We start from the raw sequence: 23786 nt of genomic DNA, 5'->3' as shown, positions 1-23786 counted from the left end.
ACGCCCGCGTAACTTCGTATCCGTAGACTCAGGGCAATGTCTGTTCACTCGCCGTACGCCGAATTGCTCGACCGGATGCCCATTGAGCGACGAGAGGTCGTGATCCTCGGGAGTACGACTCGCTATTGGGTATACGGACCGGTTGATGCTCCCCTCACGATCGTCATTGCGCACGGGTACCGTGGAGAACATCACGGGCTCGAGCCGGTGATCGCCCAGCTGCCCGGGATTCGATGGATCGGGCCCGACATGCCGGGCTTCGGCGAGTCCACTCCTCTGACCGAAGTACCCCACTCGATCGATGGTTTCGCAGAGTGGCTCACTGCCTTCGTCGACACGCTCGGCCTCAGCGGCACCGCGGTCATGCTCGGCCATTCGTTCGGCACGATCATCTCGGCCAAGGCCGTGTCTGCCGGTCTGAAGACGCCGGCGCTCATCCTGGTCAATCCCATCTCCACGTCCGGACTCGAGGGTCCAAGCAAGTTCGCCACGATGGTCACGGTTGCCTTCTATCGACTGGCCGGTCGTTTGCCGGATCGATGGGGAGCTTTTCTGCTCAAACGCTGGATTGTGGTGCAGTTCATGAGTTCGACTCTCGCAAAGACGAAGGATCGAGACTTGCGCCGGTGGATCCACGACCAACATCACACCTATTTCAATAATTTCGCGAGTCGGGACTCGGTGGTCGAAGCCTTCGAGGCCTCGGTTGGTTCAGACGTGAGTACCTATGCCGGGGGCATCCATATTCCGACCCTTCTCGTCGCTGCGGAACTCGATGACATCACCCCCGTGCAGGCCCACCGCGATCTCGTGGCGACGATGACGGATGCCCGGCTCGAACTGCTCCTTGGCGTCGGTCACCTCATCCACTACGAGGTACCGGAACTCGCGGCGGCGGCCATCCACACCTTCCTGGTCGAGCAGGGACTTTTCGGATCACTGCCACCCGAGGCCAGCTCCGTCGCGACGGGCTCGGAGCCGGCCCAGCCGTGAAGGTAATCTTCGATTGCCGCTACACCCGGTTAGTGCGTCATGACGGAATCAGCCGGTACACGGCGGGCTTGGTCGAGGCGTTCTCCCGATTGCATCCGGTGACCATGCTCATCAACGACGAAGGTCAGCTACCGATGCTGCCGGATTTGCCGTGGGTGATGGGGCGGCCAGGTACCAGTTGGCTCGAGCCATTCATCGGTATGCTCTCGATCAACAAGTGGAAGCCGGACGTCGTTTTCAGCCCGATGCAGACGATGGGTGCAACCGGGCGGCGCTACAAGCTGGTTCTCACCGTGCACGACATGGTTTTCTATCGGATCACCAAGATTCCCGCGGGCTACAGCTGGTTCGTGAGGCTAATCTGGCGGGCGTTCTATCTGACCTACTGGCCACAACGTGCAGTTCTCGCCCGGGCCGACGCCGTGGTCACGGGATCGTATAACTGCGAGCGCGAGATGGTCGAGGCACGGCTCACGCGGCATCCGCCGACCGTGATCCGACCCGGCGTGGTTGATTCCGGACTGCCGCAGCGGGACCGACCGCAATCGAAGAACCTCATTTATATGGGAACCTTCCAGCCCAACAAGAACGTAGAGACGCTCGCACGCGGCATGCATCACCTGCCCGGCTACACCCTCCGGTTGTTGTCTCGCATCACCGCAAAGGATCGCGAGAGGATCGCGGCACTCGCGCCGGAGGGGTCAATTCGGTTCGACAACGGCATCACCGACGAGCAGTACCGCGACGCGCTCGTGGATGCCACGGCGATGGTCACGGCATGTTGGGACGAGGGATTCGGTATCCCGCTGATTGAGGGTGAAGCCGCGGGGGTACCGCTGGTGCTCAGCGAGATCCCGCTGTTTCACGAGGTCGGAGGTGACGCAGCGGTGTATTTCGACCACGCTGACCCTGTCGCTTTCGCGGCGGCAGTACGCTCCCTCGAGACTCCCGGGGAATGGCGTCACCGAAGCGAGCTATCGCGCCGACAGTCGGTTGACTTCAGCTGGGACGAATCGGCTCACCGACTGCTCGCTCTGCTCACCGGCCTGGTACCGATGCGCGAGTCAGTCGGTATCTAGACGCCCTTTTCAGAAAAGCGGATCTGAGCCGACTTCGCGCTGTTCGACGGCGTTCTGGTCGTCGAGGTCACCGCAATCGTCCGTGATTGATTCGACCTCGATCGGGTCGTCGAACAGCACAAGCTCGAGCGCACCGTCCACGTGTCGAAAGCTATGGACCGAACCGTTGGTGATCGGGATCCCACGGTGAGCGCGCGTCTTCGGCGACACGTGATTGACCACCGTGCGGATCACACCGCCGTGAGTGGTCACGATGAGCCGGGCATCACCAGCCGAAGCGTCACGCTCCTGTTCGTGGCGTTGGGCGAGTTCTACGAGCGCCGGGATAACCCGGGCTGCGACATCCTCCCTCCGTTCACGCCCGGGAACCGCGGTGTCTCCCGGAAAGAGTCGCAGGAGTTCGCGGTCGTCAAGTCCCTCGGCCTCGCCGTATCGCCTCTCGGCGAGTGCGTCGAGCACGTGGATCCGAGATGGATCGATCCCCACAGCGTCGGCGATGATCACGCCGGTCTCAAAAGCACGGGACAGGGGGCTGGAGGCCATCCCGTCCCAGGAGCGTCGCGCGAGCAGCCGACCGGTACGTTCGGCCTGGAGCCGACCGGTGTTGTTGAGTGGGATGTCGGTGCTCCCCTGAATACGCCTGGCGAGGTTCCAGTCGGTCTCACCGTGTCGCACGAGATAAATCAATGTCATGCGCGCAGGTCCTTCGCCGTTGACGGGCCCGGTCTCGCAGACCTGCTTCCGACCAGGAAGAGTCAGACAGCGAGTCGGAGAGCGAGTTCGGCGAGTGTCTCCGAGGTGCCCGCATCAAGCTTAACTGTCGCGCGAGGATCACCCTTGGTGACACCTCGATTCACGATGACAACAGGCACGCGCCGCTTGGAAGCTTGGTCGAGCAGACGGATACCGGAGTTAACGACAAGGGACGATCCAGCGATCAGGAGCGCTCCGGCCGCCTGCAGAAGCGCACTTGCCTCTGAAAACTTCTCCGTGGGGATGAATTCGCCGAAGAACACGATGTCGGGCTTGAGGATGCCGCCGCAGACCGTGCAATCCGGAGTGACGAAGTCGGAGATCTGGGTGAATTCCACATCTCCGTCTGGACCCAACTCGAAAGAGTCGGGTTCGTCGAGCCATTCATTCGCGCGTGAGATGCGTTCCGAGACATCCGATCGGGCGAAGGTCTGGCCACAGGTGAGACAGCGCACCCGGTCCATGGTGCCGTGCAGGTCAACAACCCGCTGCGAGCCGGCCCGGAGATGAAGACCATCGACGTTCTGGGTGATGATCCCGTTGACGATTCCGCGAGCTTCGAGGTCGGCGAGGGTTCGATGCCCGTCGTTCGGGGAGGCGCCGTCGAAGCGCTTCCACCCCAGATGGCTTCCGGCCCAGTAGCGCTTGCGGTACTCTGCGTCCTTCAAGAACTGCTGGAAAGTCATGGGGTTCCGCGGGGGAGCGCCGTCCCCTCGGTAGTCAGGGATCCCCGAATCAGTGCTCATTCCCGCGCCCGTGAGCACGGCAACCGTTCGGCCGCGGAGCGCGTCGGCGGCTGAGTCCAACTCTGCGGCGGTCGCTACCGGCCAGTCGCGTAGAGCAACACGAGTCACTAGCAACGCTCCTCTCACGGTCCACTGCACTAAGCAGTTCCTCACTAAGAGTAAACAATCGAGTTTTCGGATATGTTTCCGAATGCTGGCAGTGTGAGCCTTCCCCGATCGAAAACCATCACCACGACGCCGAATTCGGCGGCAGGAGTTTCATGCACATCGTGCGAATCGACGACCTTGGTCACCCCGGCCTTGCCGACTATTCGGGGCTGACCGATGTGGCCCTGCGGCGGCGCAGTGAACCGGCTGGCGGGCTCTACATCGCCGAATCGTCGAAGGTAATCTCCCGGGCGATCACGGCTGGTCACCGGCCACGATCGATTCTCGTGCAAGAGCAGTGGCTGCCCGAGATGGAAGCGTTGCTTGCATCCTGTGACGTGCCAATTTATGTGGGTTCACCAGAGCTGCTCGAGAATCTCACCGGATTCAACCTGCATCGGGGCGCCCTCGCGGCGATGCATCGACCGCCGTTGCCCGCGGTTTCGGAGGTGATCAAGGGAGCACGTCGCGTGGTCGTGATCGAGGACGTCGTGGACCACACGAATGTCGGCGCAATTTTCCGAGCAGCCGCCGGACTTGGTGCTGATGCCGTACTCGTGACGCCGCGCTGTGCGGATCCGCTCTACCGAAGAAGCGTGCGGGTCAGCATGGGGACGGTACTCCAGGTGCCGTGGACTCGACTTCCCGAGTGGCCGGAGGGCGCCGCAATGCTCAAGAGCGCCGGCTTCCACCTTGCCGCCCTCGCCCTTGCCGACGACGCCGTGGGACTCGACGTCTTGGCAGAGAATCCGCCGGAGAAGATCGCCCTGCTGCTCGGAGCCGAGGGAGACGGCCTGAGTCACGATGCCGTTTCCCACGCTGACACCGTCGTCACGATCCCGATGCTCCATGGGGTGGATTCGCTCAACGTTGCCGCGGCGAGTGCCGTCGCTTTGTGGGCGCTACGGGTGCGGTGATCACGGCGGTTAGTTCGGCGAAAACGTAGCATGGTGCAATGCCGGTGACCAAGGAGGCTTCTGTGCTGCCGGTGCCTGGATGGCGAAGGCACCCGGCTCGTCGGCAGCTGATTCGCCGCCGGGTCATCGTGTTCTCGACGACGTCCATTGTCATTGCGCTTGGCGTATATCTGCCGCTGACGCTGCTTGGCCCGCTCGCGCCAACGTCGCCCCAGCTCGTGCCATTCACCACTCCCGGCCGCACCGCGGCCGTTGCGATGCTGCCGGGCTACGGTGCAAGCGCGGTGGGCGCGATCGGGTATCCCGAGGTCTTCGCAACCGCAGGGAGTACCGATCCGCTGCCGATCGCGAGCATCAGCAAAATTGTCACAAGTCTCGTCGTATTGGAGGCAAAGCCTCTCATTCTCGGCGATCCTGGACCGACGATAACGTTCTCGGCAACAGACGCCGCCCTCAGGGCCAAATACGTGGCGCTCAACGGGGAGACCAAACCTCTTGCCGTTGGCTCGACCATCAGCCAGCTGGACCTCATGCGGGTCACACTCGTCGCCTCGGCGAACAACTACGCGGATGCCCTCACCGGCTGGGCCTTCGGCTCTCCTGTCGCCTTCGAGATTGCCGTGACCGCGTGGCTCTCGTCGCACGGCCTCCACCACACCACGATTGTGGAGCCCACCGGCATTAATCCCGGAAACGTCAGCACAGCGACAGACCTCGTCGAAATCGGTAAACTCGCCCTCGCCAACCCCGTGGTCGCCTCAATTGTCTCGACCGAGTCGATGACGCTCGCTGGAGTGGGCAGCTTCGCGAACACGAATACCCTGCTCGGACGATTCGGTGTCGACGGCATCAAGACGGGCACGCTCAACGGATCGTCCAACCTGCTATTCGCCGCAACGTTTCGCTATGGCAGTCACGCCGTTACGGTGGTCGGCGCCGTCGTCGGTGCGTCAAACCATAAGGCGGTGGATGCCGCGGTCACGACGCTGCTTGCAGGGGTGAAGGCAGGATTCCACGAGATCACTCTTGCGAAAAAGGGAGAGCCGTTCGCGAATTTCACAACGGCATGGTCCCAGAAGGCCAGGGCCGTGTCCAGCAGCGCAGCGTCGGTGCTGGTCTGGAGCAACACGCCCGTTACGGTGGTGATCTCGGCCTACCCGGCCAGAGTCGGAGAGGTTCGCACGTCGATCGGTCGGGTCACCTTTACCGCGGGTAGCCAGTCCGTTGTCGTGCCTCTCACTCTCGATCACAGCCTCGTCGACCCTGGCCCGTGGTGGCGTCTCGGCAACCCAATCCAGTTCATCGACTAATAACGCAGGCGAAGACTGCAGGGCGCGCCGCGTATGCCCGTTGGTGCATAAATGCATTGCTCTTTCAGGATTTGCCTCTAGGGTGAATACATCCTTTGAGCAATCGCTCGTTCTACCCCGGCTGGGAAGTCAATTCGAATCGAGGTATCGTGAGCGATGCAACCGCGTCCCCGGTGGTAATTTTCACCAAGACCAAGCCGGGCGGCTCGCGCTCTAATCCGACCACCGAATATTCGTCCCTGTTGCGTACTGTGCGCGATGCGGGCCTGCTTCGTCGACGTACCGGGTTTTACGTGATGATGTTTTCCCTCATCACCCTCGCCCTTGGGGGCGCCATTGCCGGGTTCGTTCTCCTTGGAAATAGCTGGTACCAACTGCTCATCGCTGGCGCGCTCGGCATCATCCTCACTCAGTACGCCTTTCTCGCACACGAGGCCGCCCATCGGCAGGTATTCGAATCGGGTCGGGCCAACGACATCGCCGGACGCACCCTTGCAAATCTCTTCGTCGGCATCAGCTACTCGTGGTGGATGACCAAGCACAGTCGGCACCACGCCAATCCCAACGTCATCGGCAAAGACATGGACATCGAACGCGATTTCGTGTCGTTCACTCCGGAGGACGCTGCCCGCGCCACCGGCCTGTATGGGTGGGCCACGCGCCGCCAGGGCTACCTGTTCTTCCCTGCGCTGCTCCTCGAGGGCATCAACCTTCATATCCTCGGCTTCAAAACGGTGTTTGGACGCGACCGTGTTGATCGTCGCTGGGTCGAAATCAGCATGCTCGTGCCCCGTGTTGCCCTCTACGTCGCGGTGATCTTCATGTTTCTCCCGGTCGGTATGGCCTTCGCCTTTATCGGGGTACAAGTAGCCGTGTTCGGTTTGTACATGGGAGCGTCGTTCGCCCCCAACCACAAGGGAATGCCAATTCTGGCGCACGACAGCAAGGTCGACTTCCTCCGCCGCCAGGTGCTCACCTCGCGGAATATCACGGGGTTGGGTACGACCACGTTCATGGGTGGACTCAACTATCAAATTGAGCACCACCTGTTTCCCAACATGCCGCGGCCGCATCTCGCGAAGGCTCGAGAGATCGCAAAGGAATATTGCGACTCGCACAATATTCTCTATACCGAGACGACGCTGACAGAGTCCTACGGGATCGTAATCGCGTATCTCAACCGTGTTGGGCTTTCTGCCGGTGGCGATCCGTTCGATTGCCCGGCAGCCACACAGTTCGGTCGCTGACCCGGGGGAGCCCCGTCCGGTTACTGCGCCAGATTGGCTGTACGGTACGGCACCGCATCGGGGCGCTTCGGGGTGATGCCGTCACCGGATGATTGATGTCGAATGCGCCTCAGCACCCACGGCACGAGATATTCGCGCGCCCAGCCTATGTCTTCGACTCTGGCATGACGCCACGGCACCCGCTCCAATGGAACAGGATAATACGGCTCGAGATCGTTCTCCACGTTGAGGGCATCGAGCACCATGCGTGCAATTGAGGTATGGCCGATCGGCGAGAAGTGCAGGCGGTCTGGCGCCCACATCCGCGGATCCTTGAGTTCACGAAGTGCCCACATATCCGCGACGACGAGATCGTGCCGAAGGGCGATCGCGTGCAGATTCTCGTTGTAAATCGCAACCTTGCCGCGTGACCGATTGAGCACGGGGGTCATACCGATGTCGGGACCATTGAAGAGCACGACAGTGGCGCCATCCGCCCTCAGTCGCGCGACACCGGTCTCGAGAATCGTCGCGAGCCGGTCCGGATCGGTGTTGGGTCGGATGATGTCATTGCCACCGGCGGAGATCGAGATGAGGTCGGGGCGAAGCGAGAGCGCGGCATCCACCTGTTCATTCATGATCTGGCGGAGCAACCTGCCACGGATGGCGAGATTCGCGTAGGCAAAATCCTCGGTCTGTTCGCTCAGCACCTCGGCAACCCGGTCTGCCCAGCCGCGATTGCCACCGGGGCTCTTCGGCTCCGGATCCCCGATTCCTTCTGTGAATGAGTCCCCAAGAGCGACATAGCGGGACCAGGGATGCTGCTGAGTCATAGCTCTACCCTGCATCAGATTCACTCCTTCCGCCAAACCGGCGCGTAACAGGCGATTCACTCCGAGTCAAGGCTCTTGTCCCCCAAACGGGGCGAGGTCAGAGTCACTATCGGCATTCGAGATCCGAATGGCAACAAAACGACTGTTTGGAGAAAAAACCATGGGAATCATCGGTTGGATCATTCTGGGACTTATCGCTGGCGCCATCGCGAAGGCAATTCTCCCCGGTTCTCAGGGGGGCGGATGGCTCATCACCCTTGTTCTCGGCGTCGTGGGTGCTCTGCTCGGCGGATTCCTCGCCAGCGCTCTCTTTGGCATCCCGATGGGAGGCTTTTTCGAGATCCGCACCTGGATCATCGCGATTCTCGGCTCGATTGTCGTACTTCTCATTTACGGCCTCGTGACTCGCGGCTCGCGTCGTCGCACATAACGACACTTCCCGCGATCGAGGGTCCTCCGTCTTCGGGCGGAGGGCCCGCCGTCGTTGGATCGGATGTCGCGGCACCGTCACCGGTCGAGGTTAAGCTCGACTGATGACCAACCCGCAGCCCTTCGGACCCCAGGTGGGCACCTCGGCCGCGGAGCACCTCTCGCCGTCATTCCCCGAGCGCGCCGCCAGAGGCACCGCGGACAAGCTGCGGGCCTGGCAGCAGGAGGCGTTCGCCGAATACTTTTTGCGGGAGCCGAAAGACTTCCTGGTGGCAGCGACCCCGGGGGCGGGAAAGACCACCTTCGCGCTCCGGCTCGTCACCGAGTTGCTCGCGCAACGCAAGATAGACCGGGTAACGGTCGTGGCGCCGACCGAGCATCTCAAGCGCCAGTGGGCGGACGCCGCGCACCGCGTGGGAGTGCGGCTCGATCCGAGCTTCAAGAACGCGCAGGGCTGGGCCGCCAAGCACTTCCATGGAGTGGCAGTCACCTATGCCCAAGTGGCCACACGTGCGGCGCTCCATCGCTCCATGACCGAGGGGGGACGCACCCTGGTGATCCTCGACGAGGTGCACCACGGAGGAGATGCGCTGAGCTGGGGAGACGCCATCCGCGAAGCCTTCGAGCCGGCGACCCGGCGGCTCTCGCTCACCGGCACGCCCTTTCGATCGGACACCTCCCCGATCCCCTTCGTGACCTACTACCCGGATGAGCACGGCATCCGCACCTCCCAGGCCGACTACGCCTATGGCTATGGCCGTGCCCTTGCCGATGGTGTCGTGCGCCCCGTGATCTTCCTCGCCTACGCGGGACGGATGCGCTGGCGCACCCGCACCGGCGACGAGATGGAGGCGCGGCTCGGCGAGGGCGACACGAAGGACATCACGGCGCAAGCCTGGCGCACGGCGCTCGATCCGGAGGGCGAATGGGTGCCTGCAGTGCTCAAGGCGGCTAATCGGCGGCTCACCGAGGTGCGTCACGGGATTCCGGATGCCGGGGGGCTGGTGATCGCGACGGACCACTACGCCGCACGGGCCTACGCGGACATTCTCGAGAAGGTGACCGGGGAGAAACCCACCGTTGTACTCTCCGACGAGAAAGCCGCGAGCGACCGAATCGCCCAGTTCGCAGTATCCGATTCGCGCTGGATGGTGGCCGTGCGGATGGTTTCGGAGGGTGTTGACATCCCGCGGCTCGGTGTGGGTGTCTACGCGACATCCGCCTCGACGCCGCTGTTCTTCGCCCAGGCCATCGGCCGTTTTGTGCGCACGAGACGTCGGGGGGAGACGGCGTCGATCTTCCTCCCGAGCGTGCCATCGCTTCTTGGGCTCGCCTCGGCGATGGAGTTGCAGCGAGATCATGCCCTCGACCGGGATCCCGGTGAAGGACTCGAAGAGATCCTGCTTGATGACGACGCCGCAGACGAGGCCAATCTGGTCGAGTCCGCCTCTGGAGATGCGTTGCTCTTCGACTTCAAGGCGCTCGGTTCGGAAGCCGCATTCGATCGGGTGTTGTTCGACGGGGACGAGTTTGGCGCGGGCGCGGTACCCGACAGCCTCGAGGAGCTCGATTTCATCGGTATCCCCGGTCTTCTCGAGCCGGACCAGGTGAAAGAACTGCTTCGGCATCGGCACCAGCGCCAGGCGCGACGAATCGGTGACCGACAGCGGCAGGTCGACGAGTCTGGCGCTGGGGCGGAGATCGTGCCGCTCTACCGCACTCTCAAAGAGCAGCGCGCGTTGCTCAACTCCCTGGTCGGGATGCGGGCCAAGGGCAGCGGCGAGCCACACGGCATCATCCACGCGGAGCTGCGGCGGATGGCGGGGGGGCCGGCCGTGCCGCAGGCCAGCGTCTCCCAGCTGCAGGCGCGCATCGACCTGCTGCGACGGGGCCTGCGTAGTTGAAAATGGGCGTGCGGATTTTCGGAACAGTAGCCAGCTCGATCGGTCAGCGGAAGTCGCGGGATGCCGTGCGGATCGCCATCGGAAGCGCTTCGAGACGATCGGCGAGCAGGTTCGTGACGCCCTCGGGGGAGCGTTCGAGGATTCCACGCACAATGAGCGCGGGGGAGTCACGCGCGATGCGGCGGTAGCGGTTCCACACGCCGACGCTGCAGATCACGTTGACGAGCCCGCTCTCATCCTCGAGATTCATGAAGGTGATGCCGCTCGCCGTTGCGGGTCGCTGCCGGTGGGTCACGACGCCACCCACTTCGATGCGGCGGCCGGACTCCGCCGTCTTGAGATCGTCGGAGCGGAGAGCCCCCCGCTGCCGAAGGGCCGCCCGCAGGAAGCGGATCGGATGATCGTCGGGGGAGATGCCGGTAGCCCAGAGGTCGGACGCGAGGATCTCGGAGCTACTGGGCATCGAGAACAGCGGCGGCTGAACGGTGACCATACTGCCGGCGAGGAACTCCTCCCGATCCCGGGCGGCATCGCCAGCGGCCCAGAGCGACTCGCGCACGCTGAGACCGAGGGATTCGAAGGCACCGGCCGCGGCGAGGGCTTCGAGCTGGGCCGTGCCGAGTCCGACCCGGCGCACCAGGTTCGCGAGGTCGGTGAAGTCGCCGCCCGCCTCACGATCGGCGACGATCTTCCTGGCCAGGGTCTCGCCGATACCGGTGACCTCGGCGAGGCCGAGACGCACCGCAAGGGCTCCGTCGCGGCGGTGGTCGTCGGGGTCGAAAGGAGCACTGCGGTCGAAGGGACCGACCGGCGGCTGGTGGGAATGGAGGCAGGAGGCTGCGCCCGTTGGTGCGGTCACTCCGAGACCGGCAGAGCTCGCCTCAAGCCCCGGCTGCCAGCCCGACCGCAGGATGTCGGGACGCCGCACTGTGACGCCGTGCCGCCGGGCATCCGCCACCAGGGACAGCGGCGAATAAAAGCCCATCGGCTGGGCGCGCAGTAGCGAGGCAAGGAATGCCGCCGGATAGTGCAGCCGGAGCCAGGAGCTCGCGTAGACGAGCAGGCCGAAGCTGAGACTGTGGCTCTCCGCGAACCCGAAGTTGGCGAAGGCCTCGATCTTGGCGTAGATGTCGTCCGCGACCACGCCGACGATGCCATTGCTCGCCATGCCCGCATAGAGAGTGGTCTTGAGCGAGGCAATTTTTTCCTGCCCGCGCTTGGAGCCCATCGCGCGGCGCAGCAGGTCAGCGTCATCCGCGCTGCATCCCCCAACGGCCATAGCCATCTGCATCAGCTGCTCCTGGAAGACGGGGATACCGAGCGTGCGCTCTAGGGGCTCCCTGAGCTTCGGATGCTGGTAGGTGACAGCCTCCTCGCCGAGCTTGCGCCGCACGAACGGATGCACCGCCCCACCCTGGATCGGGCCGGGCCGCACCATGGCGATCTGCACCACGAGGTCATAAAACCGGCGCGGCTGCAGCCGGGGAAGCAATCCCATCTGTGCCCGGCTCTCCACCTGGAACACTCCGATCGAATCGGCCCGGCAGAGCTGGTCGTAGACGCCCTGCTCCTCCTTGGGGATCGTGGCGAGCTCCCAGTCCTCGCCGAGATGCTCACGCACCAGGTCGAAGCTGTGCTGGATAGCGTTGAGTATGCCGAGACCGAGCAGGTCGAACTTGACCAAGCCCATCCAGGCGCAGTCGTCCTTGTCCCACTGCAACACCGTTCGACCATCCATGCGTCCGTGCTCGATCGGGCAGACCTCGCCGACCGGCTGCTCGGTGAGTACCATGCCGCCCGAGTGGATGCCGAGGTGTCGCGGCAGTGTCAACGCCTCGAGTGCGAGAGCGGTCACCGCCTCCGGAATGTCGTGATCGACGCTCGAGAGCAGGGCGCCGTGCTGCTCCACCTGCTTCGACCAGGCATCCTGCTGCCCCGGGCTCGCCCCGAGAGCCTTGGCCATGTCACGCACCGCGAACTTGGGTCGATACTGGATAACGTTCGCCACCTGCGCCGCATTCTGCCGGCCGTACTTCTCGTAGACATACTGGATCGCCTCCTCGCGCCGGTTGGAGTCGAAGTCGACGTCGATGTCGGGCTCCTCCTCTCGCATGCTCGAAAGAAAGCGTTCGAACGGCAGTTTGTAACCGATCGGATCGACGGCGGTGATATTGAGCAGGAAGCAGACCGCGGAGTTCGCGGCCGATCCGCGCCCCTGGCAGAGGATGCCACGATCCCGGGCGAACTTCACGATGTCCCAGACGATGAGAAAGTAGCCGGGAAAGTCCTTTGCCTCGATCACGTCGAGTTCGTGGGCGATGCGGTCGCGCTCAGCCGGCGCGAGCTGTGGATAGCGCACGGGAACAGCATCCCAGACCAACTGTCGGAGGTAGCTCATTGGGGTATGGCCAGCCGGCACCTGCTGCGTCGGCAGTTTCGGCCGCGCCCGCCGCAACGGGAACGACAGGTCGTCGGCGACCACGACGGTGTGCTCAACGGCGCCGGGATAGCGCGCGAAGCGTGCCGCCATCTCGGCGCCGGAGCGCAGGTGGGCCGCTCCGGATGCCGGCAGCCATCCATCCATGTCGTCGAGGCTGCGGCGGGCGCGTACCGCGGCAAGCGCTGTGGCCAGCCGGTATTGCTCTGGCCTGGAGTAGTGCACATTGCCGGTCGCGACCACCTGCAAGCCGCGCTGATCCGCGATCTTGAAGAGCGCATCGTTGTGGTCGCTGGCCAGTGGAGTGCCGTGATCGAAGAGCTCGACGATCACATTGGCCCGGCCGAACAGGTCGGCCAGCCGGTCGATCTCCCGAACAGCAGCAGCGGGCGACTGCTCGAGGGCCTGCCGCACCGCGCTCTTGCGGCATCCGGTAAGAATGCTCCAGTGTCCCTCCGCCCGACCGGCGAGTTCGTCGAGGTCGTAGACCGGACGTCCCTTCTCGAGCCCGGCGAGCTGAGCGGCAGTCAGCGCAGCGGCCAGCCGGTGGTAGCCCTCCTGCTGCCGGGCGAGCACGAGCAGGTGGCTACCTTCCGGGTCGGCGGCTCCGTTTTGGGGTCGGCTGAGGTCGAGCGAGAGTTCCGCCCCGAAGACCGTGCCGATTTTCGGATGCTGCTCCGCCGCCTCGGCGAGGCGCACGACCCCGTAGAAGCCATCGTGATCGGTCAGCGCGAGAGCGTGCAGCCCGAGCCGGGCGGACTCCTCGAGCAACTGCTCGGGGGAGGATGCCCCGTCGAGAAAGCTGAAACTCGAGTGGGCGTGCAACTCGGCGTAGGGCACCGGGTCACCGGCCGGTGCCGCCTGCACGGGAGGAGCCTCGTACGCGCCGCGCTTGTGCGACCAACCGGGGCTGTCACCGCCATTGGCTCCGACCGGTGCGCCTCCGGGCCGCCGCGTATCCGACAGCGCTTTCTCGAACTGGGACCACGGGATCGGTGGGTTGTTCCACCCCATCAGTCGTCCCCCATCAGTCGTACCTCGCTTCGGCCCACCACAGATGGCTGTCCAACACGAGCAGCCAGGCCGCCCCCGCGTCGTCGACGACCTGGAAGCGGCTCGCCCGGCGGAAGGTGTCGGCATCCCACCATCGTTCGTCATTCGTCCAGGGACCAGCCCAGGCTGCGACCGGGCGCAGGGTGCGACCGTCGGTAGAGAACCGAGCCGGCGTGCCCGAGAGCACCCCGCGCAGGTCAAGGTCGATGGCGACCCCGGCTGCATCGATCACCATCGCCGGCCGCAGCGCCTCGAACACGGTGCCGGGGCTTGGCGTTGGCAGTTGCCCCGGCCAGGGCAGCGCATCGGGTCGTGCCCTCTCTGTTCTGGCTAACTCGGTGCGGTCTCCCCAGGCAACGAGGTTCTGGCGATCGAGCATGGTTCGCCCGCCACCGATCGCGGCGGTAACGACGGCACCGTGTCCGAGCATGCTTTGTACCCGGGAGAGCCCGTGGTGGATTCGTTCGTCGTGCCCGGTACCCCAGAGCCCCTGCTCATGGTTGCCGATGGCGTCGACGCTCTCTGGCACGACCCGCACCCGCGTGATTGCCGAGCTGAGACCACTGCCAAAAGGATTGCCGGCGATACTGCCGCTGCCCTGTAGCTGCCAGCGCACCCGGTCAACGACATCCGCCGCCGTGAAGGAACGCGGATGCAGCCAGGTGCGCTCCGACAGCTCTCCCGACTCGGAATCCACCTCGATGCGGATCGACGTGCAGACGAGCCTGGCCTGTACCAGCTGATCGATGAAGCGGTCAGCGGATGCCCGGAAGCCGAAGGTCACCTGGTCGATGCGGTCGAGCGGTGGTTCAAACCCCACGACGCTGTCGAGCTCCTCCGGCACGACGCGCGGCACGACGGGGCGACTATCGAGGCCGCGCGCGAGAGCGTGCACCCGCACGCCGGCGTCTCCGAATCGCGCCTCGACATCCTGCGGTTGCAGCTGAGCGAAATCGCCGAGGGTACGGATGCCCAGTCGACGCAAGAGCGTTGCAAGGGCGTGCTCGCCGAGCAGCCCCACCGGCATGCCGGCGAGAAACTCGGAGGATCCCCCCTCCGGCACGATGCGGATGCGCTGCCGCTGCGGAGTGCGGGCCGCATGCTCCGCGGTGAACGGCCCGTCGGCGATACCCACCCGTGAGCCGTGGATGCCGAGTGCATCCAACGCGTCAAGCAACCAGAGTGCCGCCTCCTCCTCACCGCCGTAATAGCGGGCGGGCCCGCGGGCTCGCACCGCACATGTGCCCGGACGCACCACCTGGGCCCCGGGCATCGTCTCCTCGATCGCATCGAGCACCGGCTCGAAGGCCCGGATATCGAGGGCCTGGTCGTAGTCGAGCACCCGGAGCCCTGGACAGCGGGCCTGTGCCTCGCGCACCCGGTGCCCGCGGCGCACGCCCTCGCTGCGAGCCGACGCCGAGCAGGCGAAGACCTGGCCGGCCTCGATCAGGGCGAGCGGGACATCCACTGCAGCCGGATCGCGCCCGGTACCAGCGCCCGAGGTACCCGCGGCCAGACCACCCACGGCCAGACCACCCACGGCCAGACCACCCACGGCCAGACCACGCACGGCCAGACCACGCAGAGCCGCCGTGATGGGCCAGTCGGGGCACCACAGCACCATGGTGCGCATCGGAGCGCTGGGCGAAGCGAGGGAGGAAGTTCGGCGCATTATCCTGCTGCCTCGTGCAGATGAGCAGGCTCGGGCTGGGCGAACCTGTCCACCTCGCGAAACTGCTCGTGCGGATCGGGCAGCCAGAGCCGCGCACTTTGCGGCCGTCCCATCCGGCTCGACACGGTGACCGTCGCCTGCCGGGCACTGAGATGCCCGTTTCCCTGTCCGATGCCAACCCAGTGGCTGTCGGAGAGGCTCAGCATCGCCTCGCTCTGCGGCCACGGTCCCAGCACGATCAGGGTTGCCCCACGCTGCCGCAACCGGGCGCTGAGACGCGCGACACTCGAATCGCTCGCGCGCTTGGGGGGTCGGGTGACGACGACGCTGATCACATCGGCGATCGCCGCGGTGACACCGAGCCACTGCTCCCCGGGATGCGGCACCAGCACGAGCCGCTCCAGGTCGATGCCGAAGTGCTGAGCTGCCTCCACCCCGAACTCGGGAACCCCGATGACGCCACACCAGGAACCGGCCGCCGAGGGGCCGGCGAGCAGCGCCATGAGCAGGGTCGCCGAATTGTCCACCGAGTAGGTCGCACCCTCTTTGAGCCCGCCGCCGGGCAGCAGCCGGGCGATCGCCGGGTGGGTGGGGATCGTGCGAGTATCGAGCGTAGTCGTCTGCATCGAGCGAATACGCGCCTGCAACTCGTCGACGGTGGCTCGCGTGGGCGAGTCATCGAGAATTGCTGCTGCGGAGGCCATTCCCTCATATTCGAACATACATTCGAATATGTCAATTGCCACCGACATCCATACGGCGTGTCGGCAGTTACTGAATCGCGGTGGCGGGGGATACGCCGGTTCGCGGTGGCGTAACGGGATCCCGGCGGGAGTTACGCCTCCCGCCGCGAGGTCGTATCACCGCCGCGGCGACTCTCGGGGCGTGACGCACGAGGGCCGCCGCACGAGCGTCGGCGCACGAGCGTCGGCGTGTCGACAGTCACTGATTCGCGGTGGCGGGGCACACGCCGGTTCGCGGTGGCGTAACGGCATCCCGGCGGGAGTTACGCCCCCCGCCGCGAGGTCATATGACCGCCGCGACGGCTCACGGGGCGTGACGCACGAGGGCCGCCGCACGAGCGTCGGCGTGTCGACAGTCACTGATTCACAGTGGCGGGGGATACGCCGGTTCGCGGTGGCGTAACGGGATCCCGGCGGGAGTTACGCCCCCCGCCGCGAGGTCATATTACCGCCGCGACGACTCACGGGCGCGACGATGCGCACCACCGCACGCGCACCACCGCACGCGCACCACCGCATGCGCACCACCGCACGCGCACCACCGCACGCGCACAACCGCACGCGTTACGGCGCGAGTATCTCGTTGCGCAGGAGCACCGGGGCCGCGACATCCGCGGTGCGACGCCGTCCGGAAAACACCCAGAACCGGTAAAGAGCAAACCGGAAGGCCGTGCCGAGTGCGAGGCCGACCACATTTGTCGCGAGATTGTCGTCGAGCACCGAAGTGAATCCGAGCCCATAATGTGAAATCCAGAGACAGCCGAGTGCAATTCCGGCGCCAATCAGACTCACGACCGCGAACTCGATACCCTCACGCACCACAGCGGAGCGGGTCTCCGTGCGGCGTTCGGTGCGGAAAGTCCAGTATCGATTGCCGATCCAGTTCACAACGATCGCGATCGATGTGGAGATGACCTTCGCGACAATCGGACCTCCGTGCACGAGCTGCGGCTCGAAAATCGTTGTTCGCAGCGCGTTGAACACCGCGATGTCGACAACTAACCCGACACCACCCACGAGCCCAAAGCTCAGCAGCTGGCGCAACAGGGCAATCCGGGAATCACGCGACATGATTGCGCTCCTGGCCGGGACTGCTGGTTCGAACCGGCGGCTCCTGCGCCTCGGTGAGCCGCGACTCGACCTCGTCGTGAGCCATCCGAAGAGCGGATGCCGCAGCCACGGCCGCCCGGTGGTCTCCGCGTAACCGCGCCGGCATGGCTTTCAGCCCCCACAACGTCACCCGAACGATTGCTTCATTGACAATGCCGGAACTCATTTTAGATTCGCCATGCACCCGTTCGACGAACGTGATCGGAACCTCGGAGATGCGCAGGCCGGCGGTATATGCCTTCCAAAGCATGTCAATCTGGAAGCAGTATCCCTGACTCAGGACATCCTGGTACCCGATTTCGCGAAGCGCGTCCGCTGTGAAGGCGCGGAAACCGCCGGTGATGTCGCGGATGGGAAGCCCGAGGGCGACGCGGGCGTACAGGCTGCCCGCCTGCGAGAGCATCATCCGCCTGAACGGCCAGTTCACGACCGACCCGCCGCGCACCCAGCGCGATCCGAGCACCACATCCGCGTCGTCGAGTGCAGTGAGGAGAAGTTCGAGCTGTTCTGGCTGGTGTGAACCGTCGGCATCCATCTCGACCAGTCGCTCATAGCCACGCTCGAGGCCCCAGTCGAACCCAGCGCGGTAGGCCGCGCCGAGGCCCTCCTTACCGGCCCGGTGCAACACGTTGATACGGTCGTGGCCCGAGGCGAGCGCCGAGGCGAGGGCGCCAGTTCCATCGGGCGAATTGTCGTCGACGACGAGCACGTCGACCCCGGTCGTACTTCGCAACACACGAGCGGTGATCTCCGCAAGGTTGTCTCGCTCGTTATAGGTCGGGATCACCACGAGCGTGCGGTTGTCGGTTGGCTTCATGTTGTCTCTCGGGTGAATTCGTAGACGATGGTGCGATGGACGGGTATCTGTCGAGAGATCGTGTAGCCGAGATGTTCGAGCGCCCCCACATTGACGGGAGTCGAGACAGATGCCGGGGTCGTGAGCTCGATATCCCAGACGGTGGAGATTCTGCGCAATGAGGGGGCGATTTCCACAATGGGCCGCACGGAATCCCAGATGCCCGAGCGTTCGGTGTACGGGGTCTGTAGCGTGACATCCGAGAGCCCCGTGAAGTATTGCGGATAGAGGCGAAGGGCGAGCCGTGGTTTGCGGGAGGGCCTCGTTGTCTCGTCGAAGACGACCGCATCACCCCGGCGCGCCTGCGCTCCGATTACCTGTGCCGCCTGGCGCAAGTCGCTGCCGCCGTCCTTGGCAAATTGCGTTCGCTCAAAGACGTTGGTGGGCAGCGCGAGACCGAACAGGGCAACGACTGCTGCAACCCGTATCCAGCCGGCGGCGACACCGCGGGAAAACACAGTCGAGACTCCCACGGCGACGAGGATCGAGACCGCCGGTGTGGTGAATGACAGGTAGCGGATCGAGTACATCGGAGCGATAAAAATGTTGCCGAAGATCAGGATGCCCATCGGCAGTGCCAGCCAGCCCACCAGAAGCACAACGGTGCGCGATCGCGAGCGAAGCAGTGTGACCACTGCGACCAGGATCAGGGCCCAGCAGGCGATCGCGAACCACGGATTGCCGAACCACTGGATCACGAACATTTGGCTGAAGGTGACGGAGTTGCGGTGAGCGAGGAAGGAGATTTGGCCGCGCTCGCTGAGAGCGTAGACGATCACCGGCGCCGCGAGCATCACTCCGACCGCGATCGCACCGAGCCAGCGGCGGATGACGGCGCGCCCGGGACGGGCCGCGACGACGGCAATCCCGTAGACCACGGCGAGGAGCACCAGGTAAAGAAATACGTAGATGGAGAGGGCAAATAACACCGCGAAGGCTAGCCAGGGGAGAAGGCCAGTGATGCGGTGCCGCAGGAGTGCCACGAAGAAGATCGTCAGCCAGACGGCCACCGCCGTGCCGATGGCATAGGAGCGCCCCTCAGCGCCCATGTAACCGACTCGCGGGAGCATAATCATCACCGCGCCCGCCATTACCGCGATGCGGCGCGCGGCGGCGACGGGGGTGAACAGCCGATCCGCAAGCACCACGGTTCCGGCCACCGCTACACCGACCGCGATCGAGCTCGGCAATCGTACGGAAAGTTCGGATGCCCCGAACGCATCGATCCAGAAGTGCAGGAAAACGTAGTAGGCGCCATGCACCGCATCTACCCGCCCGAGTTCCCGCCAGATTGTGGCGAGCGGGCGCTCGGCCGAAATAATGCTCGCGGCCTCATCACCCCAGAAGGCCGGGATCCACGATCCGACGACGGTGAACAGCGAGCCGAGGATACCGAGCAGCACAGCGACAGGCGCGATGCCCATGTCCGCCGCGAGCCACCGCGTCGGTGCCGCCACAGGTGGTCGTCCGGTGCCGCGAATCGCCGCTCTGGTGCCGACTTCGGTGGTGCTCACGCGCCGTCCCCTCGGGATGATGGGCACCGATACCTATCGGTGTGTTTTCATCCTCGACAACGGGTCTTGACATTCTGTGCGGATCGGGGGCCCTCGGCGTGAGAGTTCGTACAGGTTGGATTAGCCCGCCGTGCCGTTACCCACGGCAGGAAATGACACCATCACGGTGAATCCGTCCGCATTGGAGAGAGTGACGCGCCCGTGAGCCGCGTGCACGATCGAGTGCACGATCGCGAGCCCGAGACCGCTGCCGCCATTGTTCGCCGTACGCGCGATATCCGGTCGGCTGAATCTATCGAAGGCCACGGGAAGGAAGTTCTCCGGCATCCCGGCGCCGGAATCGACGACGGTGAGTAACAGCTCGGAATTTGAGTGACGCAGGGCGAGGCGCACCGAGCCGCCATCCGGCAGCGCCGTAATCGCGTTGCTCGTGAGATTGTTTACAACACGACCAAAATTCTCGACAGCGATGAGGTAGGTGGCGGGGGTCGGATCACCGGCCACGTCGAAGTCGATCGTCACGTGGGTGGCGACGGCGAGCATCCGTGCCCGGTCGACCGAGGCGGCGAGTTCGGCCGCAAGCTCCGCCCAGCTGCTCTGGATGTCCGGCGAGCTCGAGTCGAGCTGCGACAACTCGAGAAGGCCGGTCGCAAGCCCGGACAACCGTGCAACGGAGTGCTGAGCGGTCACGATCTGTGCCTCGAGTGCGGTGGCATCACCCCGTGACAGATGCGCGAGTTCGAGTTGTGCCATGAGGATGGCGAGCGGGGTGCGCAGCTCGTGGCTCGCATCTGAAACCAGTTGGCGTTCACGATCGACGGATTGCCGCACATCGCTGATGAACACGTTGAGGGTCGTTGCCAGCGCGGAGAGCTCGTCGGTGGCGGAGCCGATGGGTAATGGCTCGGTCGACCCCTGCGCGACGAGCGCTTCGGCCTGCTTTCGCATCCGGGTCACCGGACGAAGCGCCGCACTGGTGAGCAACCAGGAGGCGATGCCGAACCCGAGCACGATCACCAGAGCGCTCACGATGAGAGCCTGGGTGATGCGGTCGAGGGAAAGGATCGACGAATCCTGGTTGCGCGCGGTGACGACCGTCCACGCTCCCTCATTTGTGATCACGGTGGCGTGGTAAACCCGGTAGGAGTCGTCTTCTTGCACGATGGTGGTCGCGCCTCCGGGAAGTTTCGCAATTTCTGCGAGCCGGTTTTCGAGGCCCTTTGGCATGCTCGAGAGGACAAGAGTTCCGGCGGGATCGGTGACGGCCACCAACTGCCCCCGACCTGGTCTGTCGACGCTCAGGCTGCCGCTCACCGTCAGACCGGTTATGTACGGGGCAGCATCATTGTGCAGCAGCGTCGTCGTTGTGGTGGTGAGAATGTGCTCCACCTGGGCCCGAAAAATGACGACCGCGACGCTGGACAGCACCATTGCCACCAGCAGGCTACCGATCGTAATACGCCACTTAATCGTGACCCGCCGCAGCAGTTTCACACGCAGGACCTCACGAGAGAGGCTCGAGGAGGTAACCGGAGCCTCGTTTGGTCACGATGCGCACGCCGGAAGGCACCGGTTCCAGTTTGCGCCGAAGATAGCTCACGTACTGGTCGACGATGTTCGGGTCGATATTCTGGGTCGAGCCCCAAACCTCCTCAAGGATGCGGGACCGGCTCACCACCTCTCCCACCGATGCCGCGAGTAGCCTCAGCAACGCAAATTCTTTCGGACTCATCGATAGCGGATGCCCGGTAACTGTCACGGCGACGGCGAGCGAGTCGATTCGCAGCGCGCCGACGGTCACCACAAGCTTGTCGGCATTAGCGTCGCGGCGCAGTAGCGCCCTCACCCGCGCACTCAGTTCCACGAAAGCGAACGGCTTGGTGAGATAGTCGTCCGCCCCGGCGTCGAGGCCGAAGACTCGATCCTCCACGGCATTCCGTGCCGTGAGCAACAGCAGCGGCATCGAGCTTCCGGACTGGCGGATGCGCCGACAGATCTCGAATCCCGACATCTGCGGCAGCATCACATCAATGGCGGCGAGGGCGAATTCCTCGGTGGAGACCGCGATCAGGGCATCCACACCATTGTCGACAACGCGGGTCTCGTAGCCCTCCGCGGTGAGGCCGCGCTGGATGAGCTCACCCATCTGAGGGTCGTCCTCCACGATTAGTACCTTCACCGCGACCGACTCCCTCGATTTGCCGCACAGCGCAATGCTGCAATGTTCGCACTCTTTGACGGGAACTGCCCGCCAGCATCCCGACGGCCAATCCGTGTGGACGAGCGTGGGAACTCTGCGGGCACGTGGCGTAGCGATAGAAATTACTACGCCGCTCCCTCCGGCATTCGCCTGAGAGCTTGATTCTTGGTAGACGGACCGGTAGACCGTAAGCATGTCCGAACACGAAGAGACCCCCGTCGACCTGCCGCTCGTTCCGCTTCCCGGCAGCAACCGCCACTCTGCCGAGGTGATCGCCCCCGCAACGGTGCCGCAGGATTCGGGCGCGGAGATCGAGGTGACGGTGATCCTGCGTCGTCAGCCCGGCGCTGACACATTCGATCCTTCGGTGCGCTTGAGCCGAGAGGACTTCGCGGCCCGGATGGGAGCGGATGCCGCCGACGTCGCCTCGGTAACGGCTGCCCTCAGCGGGCTCGGGCTGCGGGTGCTCTCGACCGACCTTCCCTCGCGACGGATGCGTGTCGCCGGCACCACAGCCGTGCTCAGCCGAGTGTTCGGCACCCACCTCGAAGCGGTGACCAGCCGCGCCACCGACGGCACAGAGGTGCACCACCGCAACCGCACCGGGATGCTGATGGTGCCGGCCTCCCTCGACGGCATCATCACTGCCGTGCTCGGCCTCGACGACCGCCCCCAGGCGCGTGCCCAGTTTCGCGTCGCCGAAGCCCGGGCTGTTGCGGTGAGTTACACGCCGCTCGACCTCGCCGAGGTCTATCACTTCCCCGCCCAATTCGACGGTTCGGGCCAGACGATCGCACTCATCGAACTGGGCGGTGGATTCGCCCCGGCCGAGCTCGACACGTATTTCGCCGGTCTCGGCATCACGGGGCCTCATGTCACCGCGGTCGGCATTGACGGCGCGAAGAACGTGCCTGGCGCAGACGCCGCCGGGGCAGATGGTGAGGTCCTGCTCGACATCGAGGTGGCAGGGGCGCTCAGCCCCGGCGCCAACATCGTGGTCTACTTCGCCCCCAACACCGACGCCGGCTTCGTCGATGCGGTGAGCGAGGCGACTCACGCCTCGGTGACACCGACCGCGATCAGCATCAGCTGGGGCCAGAACGAGGATGCCTGGACGGCCCAGGCCAGGCATGCCCTCGACCAGGCCTTCGTGGATGCTGCGACCCTTGGGGTCACCGTCACGGTCGCCGCCGGTGATAACGGCAGTTCCGATGGTGCGAGCGATGGTCGTAACCACGCTGACTTTCCCGCATCCAGTCCCCATGTTCTTGCCTGTGGCGGCACGAGCCTGCACGCGGTTTCTGGCACGGTGCAGTCGGAGGTCGTGTGGAACAACGGCAAGGGTGCCGGCGCGACGGGAGGGGGTGTGAGTGATGTCTTCGCGATCCCGAACTGGCAGGCGTCGGCCGGAGTACCCGCGTCGTCTCGCGGTACAGCCGGACGAGGCGTTCCGGATGTCGCCGCCGTCGCTGATCCGACGACGGGGTACGAGGTACTCGTAGATGGCGAGAAGAAGATCTACGGCGGCACCAGCGCGGTCGCGCCGCTCTGGGCGGCCCTCGTCGCTCGCCTTGTCCAAGCGGCCGGACAACCCTTCGGTCTGCTGCATCCACGCCTCTACGGATCGGTGTCAGCGGCCCCGAAGCAGGAGGGTTTTCGGGACATCACTTCTGGGAATAACGGGAGCTTTGCCGCGAAACCCGGTTGGGATGCCTGTACCGGACTCGGCGTTCCCGACGGGACGGCTCTGCTCGCCCTGCTCACGATGCCAGCCCACTGACGCTCGTTATGGCGAGCTTCGCACCGGCCGTGCCTCACGACCAGCGGTCGACATGCTCGGCATCCCAGGGATCACCCGAGGGAA

Annotated in this window: 19 protein-coding genes; 8 read left to right on the top strand and 11 right to left on the bottom strand. The window is 64.6% G+C overall.

From position 1 onward, the window contains the following. Window positions 1-36 precede the first annotated feature (36 nt). Both RCH11_RS09955 and RCH11_RS09950 read left to right on the top strand, forming a co-directional pair. Window positions 37-993 carry an alpha/beta fold hydrolase gene (locus RCH11_RS09955; protein WP_327056848.1) on the top strand — a complete coding sequence of 319 codons (957 nt, stop codon included), beginning with the start codon at window positions 37-39 and terminating at the stop codon, window positions 991-993. Beyond that, complete coding sequence (locus RCH11_RS09950) at window positions 990-2072, top strand: glycosyltransferase family 4 protein (RefSeq protein ID WP_327056847.1); 1083 nt, start codon at window positions 990-992, stop codon at window positions 2070-2072. Before RCH11_RS09955 ends, RCH11_RS09950 begins: the two co-directional genes overlap by 4 nt. A gap of 9 nt (window positions 2073-2081) precedes the next feature. Here RCH11_RS09950 and RCH11_RS09945 read toward each other — a convergent pair whose 3' ends face one another. Continuing rightward, on the bottom strand, window positions 2082-2765 hold the full coding sequence (locus RCH11_RS09945) for a histidine phosphatase family protein (RefSeq protein ID WP_327056846.1): 684 nt from the start codon (window positions 2763-2765) through the stop codon (window positions 2082-2084). Between the two features lie 62 nt (window positions 2766-2827). Then, window positions 2828-3679 (bottom strand): Sir2 family NAD-dependent protein deacetylase, encoded by an 852-nt coding sequence (locus RCH11_RS09940; RefSeq protein ID WP_327056845.1) that lies wholly within the window; start codon window positions 3677-3679, stop codon window positions 2828-2830. A 152-nt stretch (window positions 3680-3831) separates the two neighbouring features. Between RCH11_RS09940 and RCH11_RS09935 the strand changes: the two genes are divergently transcribed. The 3 genes from RCH11_RS09935 (at window position 3832) to RCH11_RS09925 (ending at window position 7192) form a co-directional block, all read left to right on the top strand. Beyond that, a complete protein-coding gene (locus RCH11_RS09935) occupies window positions 3832-4635 on the top strand; it encodes a TrmH family RNA methyltransferase (protein WP_327056844.1) in 804 nt (267 codons plus the stop codon). Window positions 4636-4673: 38 nt separating this feature from the next. After that, window positions 4674-5945 carry a D-alanyl-D-alanine carboxypeptidase family protein gene (locus tag RCH11_RS09930; protein ID WP_327056843.1) on the top strand — a complete coding sequence of 424 codons (1272 nt, stop codon included), beginning with the start codon at window positions 4674-4676 and terminating at the stop codon, window positions 5943-5945. Window positions 5946-6094: 149 nt separating this feature from the next. Further along, window positions 6095-7192, top strand: coding sequence for a fatty acid desaturase family protein (locus RCH11_RS09925; RefSeq protein ID WP_327056842.1), 1098 nt, complete (start codon window positions 6095-6097; stop codon window positions 7190-7192). 20 nt (window positions 7193-7212) lie between these two features. On the opposite strand, the gene RCH11_RS09920 is transcribed toward RCH11_RS09925, so the two are convergent. Further along, window positions 7213-8004 carry an SGNH/GDSL hydrolase family protein gene (locus RCH11_RS09920; RefSeq protein WP_327056841.1) on the bottom strand — a complete coding sequence of 264 codons (792 nt, stop codon included), beginning with the start codon at window positions 8002-8004 and terminating at the stop codon, window positions 7213-7215. A 160-nt stretch (window positions 8005-8164) separates the two neighbouring features. On the opposite strand from RCH11_RS09920, the gene RCH11_RS09915 reads away from it, so the two are divergent. Both RCH11_RS09915 and RCH11_RS09910 read left to right on the top strand, forming a co-directional pair. Then, window positions 8165-8434 carry a GlsB/YeaQ/YmgE family stress response membrane protein gene (locus RCH11_RS09915; protein ID WP_327056840.1) on the top strand — a complete coding sequence of 90 codons (270 nt, stop codon included), beginning with the start codon at window positions 8165-8167 and terminating at the stop codon, window positions 8432-8434. Window positions 8435-8537: 103 nt separating this feature from the next. Next, complete coding sequence (locus tag RCH11_RS09910) at window positions 8538-10337, top strand: DEAD/DEAH box helicase (RefSeq protein ID WP_327056839.1); 1800 nt, start codon at window positions 8538-8540, stop codon at window positions 10335-10337. 43 nt (window positions 10338-10380) lie between these two features. Here RCH11_RS09910 and RCH11_RS09905 read toward each other — a convergent pair whose 3' ends face one another. From RCH11_RS09905 to RCH11_RS09870, 8 genes are all read right to left on the bottom strand, one after another. Beyond that, the gene (locus tag RCH11_RS09905) at window positions 10381-13788 is read right to left on the bottom strand and encodes an error-prone DNA polymerase (RefSeq protein ID WP_327056838.1); all 3408 of its coding nucleotides are present in this window, start codon (window positions 13786-13788) and stop codon (window positions 10381-10383) included. Between the two features lie 13 nt (window positions 13789-13801). Further along, a complete protein-coding gene (locus RCH11_RS09900) occupies window positions 13802-15499 on the bottom strand; it encodes a DNA polymerase Y family protein (RefSeq protein WP_327056837.1) in 1698 nt (565 codons plus the stop codon). Further along, window positions 15499-16221 (bottom strand): hypothetical protein, encoded by a 723-nt coding sequence (locus RCH11_RS09895; RefSeq protein ID WP_327056836.1) that lies wholly within the window; start codon window positions 16219-16221, stop codon window positions 15499-15501. Before RCH11_RS09895 ends, RCH11_RS09900 begins: the two co-directional genes overlap by 1 nt. Before the next feature lie 585 nt (window positions 16222-16806). Further along, the gene (locus tag RCH11_RS09890; protein ID WP_327056835.1) at window positions 16807-17313 is read right to left on the bottom strand and encodes a GtrA family protein; all 507 of its coding nucleotides are present in this window, start codon (window positions 17311-17313) and stop codon (window positions 16807-16809) included. Continuing rightward, complete coding sequence (locus RCH11_RS09885) at window positions 17303-18169, bottom strand: polyprenol monophosphomannose synthase (protein WP_327056834.1); 867 nt, start codon at window positions 18167-18169, stop codon at window positions 17303-17305. The genes RCH11_RS09890 and RCH11_RS09885 overlap by 11 nt, the downstream gene beginning before the upstream one ends. Then, on the bottom strand, window positions 18166-19722 hold the full coding sequence (locus RCH11_RS09880) for a glycosyltransferase family 39 protein (protein WP_327056833.1): 1557 nt from the start codon (window positions 19720-19722) through the stop codon (window positions 18166-18168). The genes RCH11_RS09885 and RCH11_RS09880 overlap by 4 nt, the downstream gene beginning before the upstream one ends. 120 nt (window positions 19723-19842) lie before the next feature. Then, window positions 19843-21216 (bottom strand): sensor histidine kinase, encoded by a 1374-nt coding sequence (locus tag RCH11_RS09875; protein ID WP_327056832.1) that lies wholly within the window; start codon window positions 21214-21216, stop codon window positions 19843-19845. Window positions 21217-21226: 10 nt separating this feature from the next. After that, complete coding sequence (locus RCH11_RS09870; protein ID WP_327056831.1) at window positions 21227-21886, bottom strand: response regulator transcription factor; 660 nt, start codon at window positions 21884-21886, stop codon at window positions 21227-21229. Window positions 21887-22115: 229 nt separating this feature from the next. Here RCH11_RS09870 and RCH11_RS09865 point away from each other — a divergent pair, with 229 nt between their 5' ends. Then, window positions 22116-23702, top strand: coding sequence for a S53 family peptidase (locus RCH11_RS09865; RefSeq protein ID WP_327056830.1), 1587 nt, complete (start codon window positions 22116-22118; stop codon window positions 23700-23702). Window positions 23703-23786 lie beyond the last annotated feature (84 nt).

This window comes from Glaciihabitans sp. GrIS 2.15 (assembly GCF_035984695.1).
Classification (GTDB): Bacteria; Actinomycetota; Actinomycetes; order Actinomycetales; family Microbacteriaceae; genus Lacisediminihabitans.
Note: the sequence above shows the minus strand (reverse complement) of the source record. Positions and strands in the feature narration are given on the sequence as shown.

Bases quoted from the DNA above. Each gene is read 5' to 3' on its own strand.
- RCH11_RS09955 (WP_327056848.1), top strand. From the start codon at position 37: ATGTCTGTTCACTCGCCGTACGCCGAATTGCTCGACCGGATGCCCATT.
- RCH11_RS09945 (WP_327056846.1), bottom strand. From the start codon at position 2,765: ATGACATTGATTTATCTCGTGCGACACGGTGAGACCGACTGGAACCTC.
- RCH11_RS09935 (WP_327056844.1), top strand. From the start codon at position 3,832: ATGCACATCGTGCGAATCGACGACCTTGGTCACCCCGGCCTTGCCGAC.
- RCH11_RS09930 (WP_327056843.1), top strand. From the start codon at position 4,674: ATGCCGGTGACCAAGGAGGCTTCTGTGCTGCCGGTGCCTGGATGGCGA.
- RCH11_RS09920 (WP_327056841.1), bottom strand. From the start codon at position 8,004: ATGACTCAGCAGCATCCCTGGTCCCGCTATGTCGCTCTTGGGGACTCA.
- RCH11_RS09915 (WP_327056840.1), top strand. From the start codon at position 8,165: ATGGGAATCATCGGTTGGATCATTCTGGGACTTATCGCTGGCGCCATC.
- RCH11_RS09910 (WP_327056839.1), top strand. From the start codon at position 8,538: ATGACCAACCCGCAGCCCTTCGGACCCCAGGTGGGCACCTCGGCCGCG.
- RCH11_RS09905 (WP_327056838.1), bottom strand. From the start codon at position 13,788: ATGGGGTGGAACAACCCACCGATCCCGTGGTCCCAGTTCGAGAAAGCG.
- RCH11_RS09900 (WP_327056837.1), bottom strand. From the start codon at position 15,499: ATGCGCCGAACTTCCTCCCTCGCTTCGCCCAGCGCTCCGATGCGCACC.
- RCH11_RS09895 (WP_327056836.1), bottom strand. From the start codon at position 16,221: ATGTTCGAATATGAGGGAATGGCCTCCGCAGCAGCAATTCTCGATGAC.
- RCH11_RS09890 (WP_327056835.1), bottom strand. From the start codon at position 17,313: ATGTCGCGTGATTCCCGGATTGCCCTGTTGCGCCAGCTGCTGAGCTTT.
- RCH11_RS09885 (WP_327056834.1), bottom strand. From the start codon at position 18,169: ATGAAGCCAACCGACAACCGCACGCTCGTGGTGATCCCGACCTATAAC.
- RCH11_RS09865 (WP_327056830.1), top strand. From the start codon at position 22,116: ATGTCCGAACACGAAGAGACCCCCGTCGACCTGCCGCTCGTTCCGCTT.